Here is a 6,575-nt window from a genome sequence, read left to right as displayed (position 1 = left end):
AGAAGTTGATTGTTTTTTTATTCTAGTGTACAGGTAAATCCACGAATTCTCAACTGGGGGTCTTTACATATTGTCTAAAATGTAAGTCAGTAAAAGCGGAGAAATATACTTCAAAAATCGTGACTTTTCTTCTCGACATGCAATTAATGGACAAGCTACTGGAGGAAAAATGGTGCAAGCTTTTCCCTTCTTTACGAAGCTGACAATTCCCATTTCTTTGTCGTTTTACGGTCATCTTTCGTAGTCAACGAAATCGATTCATCAAAGTAGGCCAATAGTTAAAGATTTTACAAAATTAATGCATTTAGGTCTAAAAAGACTTAATGACTAAATTTTAGAACAAGTTCTATTCCATTTTATCTGATGTTCGTTAGATATACTTCCACGAAAAAGAGGAAGCCGGGCAAACCATAATGGATCACTTGCCCAACTTCCTTAACAGAAAACAGATATTATCCTAGAACAATTCTTTGTAATATGAGATTGTCTCATCTAATGTTGGCATGAATGGATTTCCTGGTGCACAAGCATCAATCAAGGCATTCTTAGAAAGGTATTCAAAGTCAAAGTCTTCTTCTTTGATGTCCAACTCTGTTAATTTCTTCGGAATACCGACTTTGGCTGACAATTCTTCGATTTGTGCAATGGCATAGTCAGCACATTCTTCGTCTGACTTGCCTGCGATATCAAGACCTAAAGCTTTTGCAACATCGCGGAAAGCTGCTGGTACACGTTTGGCATTTTCACGTTCTATGATTGGCAAAATCATTGCACAGCAGACGCCGTGTGGTAGATCGTAAACAGCTCCCAACTGGTGAGCCATCGAGTGCACATAACCTAAACCAGCATTGTTAAAACTCATACCGCCAAGGAAAATAGCATGGACCATAGCCTCACGGGCTTCGATATCTTGTCCGTTTTCAACTGCTCGTGGTAGGTATTCTTTAATTAACTCAATGGCACCCATAGATAATTTTTTGGTTACACCGTATGCTCCAGGAGTTACCAAGGCTTCGATGGCATGAGTCAAGGCATCCATACCTGTTGCTGCAGTCAAAGCTGCAGGCTTGGACAACATAAGCTCAGGATCGTTGACTGACATAACAGCTAGACTGTTTTTATCCACCATAACCATTTTAACCTTGCGTTCTTCATCGGTGATAACGTAGTTAATGGTGATTTCGGCTGAAGTACCTGCAGTTGTATTGATTGCTACAACTGGCAGACCAAGTTTTTCTGACTTATGCAATCCTTCATAGTCTTGTGGTTTACCACCGTTTGTCGCCATGATAGAAATACAGCTTGCCGCATCCTGAGGAGAACCACCACCAACTGAGATGATGAAATCACAGTCATTTTCCTGCAAAACTGCTAGACCATCAAATACATTTTTACAAGTCGGATTAGGATCAACCTTACTAAAGACTACGTAGTCAATACCTACTTCATCAAGTGGCTTGGTAACTTTAGGTAAAATATTACTTGTTCGGATAAAATCATCTGTTACAAGCAGAGCCTTTTTGTAGCCCAAATTCTTGACATAACTACCAATTTCGTTGACACAACCGCGACCAATCAAATTGACTACTGGGACGTAAAATGTTGCCATAGACAAGCTCCTTTATTCATTTGAATTATTTTATATTATTATACTATATGCAACAAGGTTTGTAAAGGTTTTGTGAAATTTTTAACGTAAAAAATTTCATCCTGCCCAAGACAATGATTCACCATCTACCTTACTACTACTCCGCAGCAATTCGTTTACTTGATGAATGGTTTAAAATTCAGTAAAATAATGTTTACGAGGAGGGAAAATGATGAATTTACTCGAGTATATCGGTCCGATTCTCTTCATTACTGCAATCATTAGCTACAGTCTCACCGGAGGTTTAAAGATAGCGAGGTCAATATTATAGTACCAAAATGTCCAAAAAGTAAATCAGAAAAACTTCAAAAATACACTTCTAAAAAACGCGAATATTCTCCTCGAGATGCAATTATTGGTCAAGCAATTGGTGGAAGAAACGGCGCAATGTTTGCCCTTCTTTATGAAGCTGATAAAACTCATTACCATTGTCGATTTTGTGGACATAATTTTGCAATAAAAGAAAATCGTTTAATTAGAGAATCCTAAAATTATCAATTTAAACCTTGAACATCATTTTACCTTCAAAAAGCAAAAACAACTGATAAAATATTCTAGCAGATTTCAATTTGGAATTGTCTATAGGTCTGACAAACTCCCCCCATCCAACTGCTATGAATCAATGTCTAGAAAACACATTACCAAAGTTATTGTTATTCAGACTCTGGTCAAAAATCATAAAATAGAAAACAGCTTAGAATCAACGTTTCTGGAAATGTAATTCTAAGTTGTTTTTTGAACAAATTTGTATTTGGAGAGAATATTTGCACATCCACAGTATGATAATATCGTCTCAATCTTTAAAAGATATGAATACCAATCTCAGTAAAATGAAATAAAAGGTTAACGAAGTATTCTAATAAAATAGTCCTTTATCAATTTAATGCAGTGGCACACAAAATAAAGATTAGTGATATCCTAGACTTATTAAATAAAAAGATATCGAAAATCAAACTTAACTAGCATACCCATTATTTTCTTCAAAGTTCTCCATCATTTCCTTCTGCATAAGTATAATTTCGGAACGAAACACATTAGCCAAAGTGGATTGATTGATGATTTGACAATTGATTCGCACAGATTTCAAGACTCTCTCAACTAGACTTTCGACTTCTGAACTGTTACGAATCCCCATATCCCATAGTTCTTGCAAGACTGATTTTTCATATCTTCTTTCATACTCAGACATCCCCTGCTTCGCCCAAAACAGTTGACCACTCTCATTCTCAAGCCAATTCCAAACCAGATCAGGATTTTTTACTAAAGGTTTCTCAATTTGACAAGATTGACAAAGAACCATTTTATTAGACAAAGAATAGGACAACGGCCAGATTTTATTGACAATTTGACAAGCAGATACAGCAAAAGAAGATTTACATCTCCAGCAACAACCACTCAAATTATCTTCGACGTCACAAATTCCCATGTCAACTAAAGTACTTGCCCAATATTCTTCAACCTCTTTGACTCCTGTTTTTTTAGCTACTAATCCAAACATTTTTATAATCTCCTTTAATAATCAATCAAATTTGAAAAGTCGATAGAATGCCAAATTTAAAATAAGCTCTAGAAAATAGTCCAAATAAATTTATTTTTTTCATTCGACTTGATCTTTATGCTTATATATTACCACCAATTTTTTATTTTGTCAAACATGTTAAACATAATTTGCAAAAAATATTTTTTAATGGTATAATTAGTTAAACAGATAAGGAGACAACCATGATTTTAGGTGATATTTTAAAAGAATACCGAAGCAAGAATAAATTATCAATGGATAAATTCGCTGAATTATCTGGTTTAACAAAAGGTTATATTTCTATGTTGGAAAAGAACCAGCATCCCAAAACCAAAAAAGCTCTCCTGCCAACGATGGATACGCTAGAAAAAGTCGCTAAGGGCATGGCTATATCGGTTGGTGAGCTAATCGAGCAACTAGATTCCAATCAGGATATAGCTTTAACGATTACTCCTTCCCAATTTAAACTCTTTCAACAGCCTATTCATCCAGAGGTTCAAACCTTGGACAATGAATTAAAAGGTGATTTCCATGCACAATGGTTAACTTTTGGTCAAGAACAGTTAGCAGCTATGCAAACTACCTCAGTTACTCCTTCTGCTTCTATTCTTCACTTGGATGACTATCGGGAGCGAATCGAATTACCTGTTCCTGGTAAGGTTTCTGCTGGTACAGGTTACTGGCAGGATACAGATATGAACAATCTTGTATCATTCTATAACGATGAGATTCCAGATAACCAATCTTATGATACAATCGCTCAGGTTGTGGGAGATTCTATGGCTCCGCATATCGAGGATGGAGACTATCTCTTCATTCGCCTAGCTCCTCATATTCCTCTAAATACAATTGGAATTTTTTCAGTCAATGGGGAAAATTTTGTTAAAAAGTTCAAAGGTGACTATTTGCAATCACTCAATTCTGACTATGATGATATCTATTTTAGCCCAGAAGACGATATTCGACCTATTGGTCAAGTTGTAGATATTTATAGTCCAGATTGATTTCTAAGCCTAGTTAATCACTAGTTATATTGGCTACATTCATCCATCTAGTTTTGGAAAGTCTGTTCGTATAGCTGGCGTTTTTTCCTACTGAAAACAAACTGAAAAGCACAGTAAAAGGAGGCTATGACAGCCTCCCTTTTATATGTCAAATTGGAAAAGTCCATTACCAGATAGTTATTTGACAACAAGTTAATGATTAAATAATTATTCTGCTACCCTTATGTCTTTGATTGTCCTCTTACTATTTGTCTAAAGTGTGGAGATTGCTTATTATGATGAAAATCGCTAGAGGTTTTTGTGATTTTCTAAGGTTATGTTCAAAAGTTACAACATCTTGAACACATAGTAGTTACGACACGAATAATCTTAGCCTACTTCTGATTGAACCGGGTAGCAAGGCTAAATAATGAGTTAATGCTATGCATTTGACAATGGATATCACAAATAGATATAAAACAGGGATAACGGACTTTTCCCCTACTAGCATCCCTCTCTTTTTATTAGAGAAAGATGGCTAATAGTATATACACTTCTACGAACGCTAAAGAACTCCTTTCAGCAATTCAGATGGCGTTCAACATCTTAACTAACTATTTCCTTTTTTCAAATAGATTATACCACTATTGTAAAACGCTTTCAAATAATTATGTGCTCCAAAGTCAACTTTTTTGCTTTTCTTTTTCCTTGATAAAGTTTTCCCACATTTTTTGTTGCGGCTTAGCAAATGGGTAGGAAGGAAAATCTTCTACAGAAACCCATTTCAATTCTTTTGATTCTGGAAGGTTAAGTGTTTCTGTCACACCTTCTACCATTTCTATCTGCCATTTGCGGTGACTAAAAATGTGCTGGACGATGCCAAATTCTTGCTCTTGCCAATCAACAGTCAGACCATAAAGTTCCGTAAAGCTCTGCCGAATATCTGGCTGAACAACTTCTTCTGCAACTTCAAAGAGAGAGACTTGTTTTTCAACGATTGCTCCTTTTTCCAAAAGCGGAAAAGACCAGAAACCTGATAGAAGACCTGCTTCATTATTTTTTTCCAATAAAAATTGATTGTCTTTATTCCTGATTAGAAATCCCTGGTAGGCCACGTGAATCGGCTTTTTCTTTGGTGCTTTGATTGGATACTTATCCATTGTACCGTTTAAGTAGGCTGCGCTAAAGGCTTTGACTGGGCTGTCCTGGGGACGTGGATTAACTGGCGATTCAATATCCGACCCTAGATCCATCAGAGCTTGGTTGAAATCGCCCGGTCGCTCTGGATCAATCAATAGCTCCATCATCGCTTGGAAAATCTTGCGATTGGCAGGAAGCCCAATGTCATAATCAACCTCAAACAAGCGGCTGAGAACCCGCATCACATTGCCATCTACCGCTGGTTCTGGCAAATTAAAAGCAATACTGGAAATTGCTCCAGCAGTATAAGGACCAATGCCCTTTAGGCTTGAAATGGCTGCATGCGTGGTCGGAAATTGCCCATCAAAATCTTCTACCATTTGTTGCGCTGCCTTTTGCATATTCCGCACGCGCGAATAATAGCCCAATCCTTCCCAGAGTTTGAGAATGACCTCCTCTGGTGCTTGTGCTAAATCACTAATCGTAGGCAAATGATGGAGAAAACGTTCATAATAAGGAATGACCGTGTCTACTCTTGTCTGTTGAAGCATGATTTCAGAAACCCATATAGCATACGGAGCCTTGGTCCGTCTCCAAGGCAAGTCACGTTTATTAGCGTCATACCAATCTAAGAGTGCCTTGCGAAAAGCTTGAATCTTTTCCTCCGGCCACATTTCAATTCCATATTCTTTCAAATCTAACATACATCTAGTATAACACAAAGAAAGGGAGCCAGCTTTTGCCAACTCCCTTATATCGTTTATAATCAAAATCAAACTAGCTCCAAACTTTGGAGGTTGGAAATAGAGCGAACGAATTTGTTTCTCTAAATCTAGCCAAGACTGTCTATTTTTGATGTTCGTTGAGTATTATTCTACTTTTCCTGTTACAAACATGGTAAAACTTGCTGAAGCAAGTAGCTGTTTATCTTGGTTTTCTATCTTCACTTCAACGACCTTTGTTCTACTTCCATCATGTGTGCAAGAGCCTATTACTGATAAGGTATCACCAAGTTTAGCTGCCTTCATATAATGGATATTGGACTGTAGGGTGACAGAATAAGACCCCCCTGCCACTGTTGTCAAGCCTGCTACTGAATCTGCTAAAGTAAAGAGGAAGCCTCCATGAGCCATACCGTATGGATTGAGAGACTTTTCGGTCACCTTTGTAGTCAGTAACACCTCTTTCTCATTGAGCATTGTAGCTTGATAGACAATATGTAAAGACCCCCAGTTGAGAATTCGTGGATTTACCTGTACACTAGAATAAAAAAACAATCAACTTC

At 37.1% G+C, this 6,575-nt stretch carries 5 protein-coding genes; 1 reads left to right on the top strand and 4 read right to left on the bottom strand.

Going from position 1 to position 6,575, the window contains the following annotated elements; translation table 11 throughout:
* Window positions 1–457: 457 nt before the first annotated feature.
* Together P7J49_RS11395 and P7J49_RS11390 are read right to left on the bottom strand one after the other, a co-directional pair.
* A complete protein-coding gene (locus tag P7J49_RS11395; protein WP_408570725.1) occupies window positions 458–1,609 on the bottom strand; it encodes an iron-containing alcohol dehydrogenase in 1,152 nt (383 codons plus the stop codon).
* Between the two features lie 994 nt (window positions 1,610–2,603).
* On the bottom strand, window positions 2,604–3,146 hold the full coding sequence (locus tag P7J49_RS11390; RefSeq protein WP_024376577.1) for a hypothetical protein: 543 nt from the start codon (window positions 3,144–3,146) through the stop codon (window positions 2,604–2,606).
* Window positions 3,147–3,370: 224 nt separating this feature from the next.
* Here P7J49_RS11390 and P7J49_RS11385 point away from each other — a divergent pair, with 224 nt between their 5' ends.
* On the top strand, window positions 3,371–4,171 hold the full coding sequence (locus P7J49_RS11385; RefSeq protein ID WP_105096829.1) for a helix-turn-helix domain-containing protein: 801 nt from the start codon (window positions 3,371–3,373) through the stop codon (window positions 4,169–4,171).
* A 662-nt stretch (window positions 4,172–4,833) separates the two neighbouring features.
* Here P7J49_RS11385 and mutY read toward each other — a convergent pair.
* Window positions 4,834–5,994, bottom strand: a complete 1,161-nt coding sequence (gene mutY / locus P7J49_RS11380; protein ID WP_408570724.1) for an A/G-specific adenine glycosylase — start codon at window positions 5,992–5,994, stop codon at window positions 4,834–4,836.
* Window positions 5,995–6,159: 165 nt separating this feature from the next.
* A complete protein-coding gene (locus P7J49_RS11375; RefSeq protein ID WP_408570723.1) occupies window positions 6,160–6,489 on the bottom strand; it encodes a PaaI family thioesterase in 330 nt (109 codons plus the stop codon).
* Window positions 6,490–6,575: the final 86 nt, after the last annotated feature.

Source organism: Streptococcus suis (assembly GCF_046032515.1).
Classification (GTDB): Bacteria; Bacillota; Bacilli; order Lactobacillales; family Streptococcaceae; genus Streptococcus; species Streptococcus suis_AL.
The sequence above is the reverse complement of the archived record's forward strand: the minus strand, read 5'-3'. Positions and strand labels throughout refer to the sequence as shown.

Excerpts from the sequence above, each read along its gene's own strand:
- P7J49_RS11395 (WP_408570725.1), bottom strand. The coding sequence starts at position 1,609 with ATGGCAACATTTTACGTCCCAGTAGTCAATTTGATTGGTCGCGGTTGT.
- P7J49_RS11375 (WP_408570723.1), bottom strand. The coding sequence starts at position 6,489 with ATGCTCAATGAGAAAGAGGTGTTACTGACTACAAAGGTGACCGAAAAG.
- P7J49_RS11385 (WP_105096829.1), top strand. The coding sequence starts at position 3,371 with ATGATTTTAGGTGATATTTTAAAAGAATACCGAAGCAAGAATAAATTA.
- mutY (WP_408570724.1), bottom strand. The coding sequence starts at position 5,994 with ATGTTAGATTTGAAAGAATATGGAATTGAAATGTGGCCGGAGGAAAAG.
- P7J49_RS11390 (WP_024376577.1), bottom strand. The coding sequence starts at position 3,146 with ATGTTTGGATTAGTAGCTAAAAAAACAGGAGTCAAAGAGGTTGAAGAA.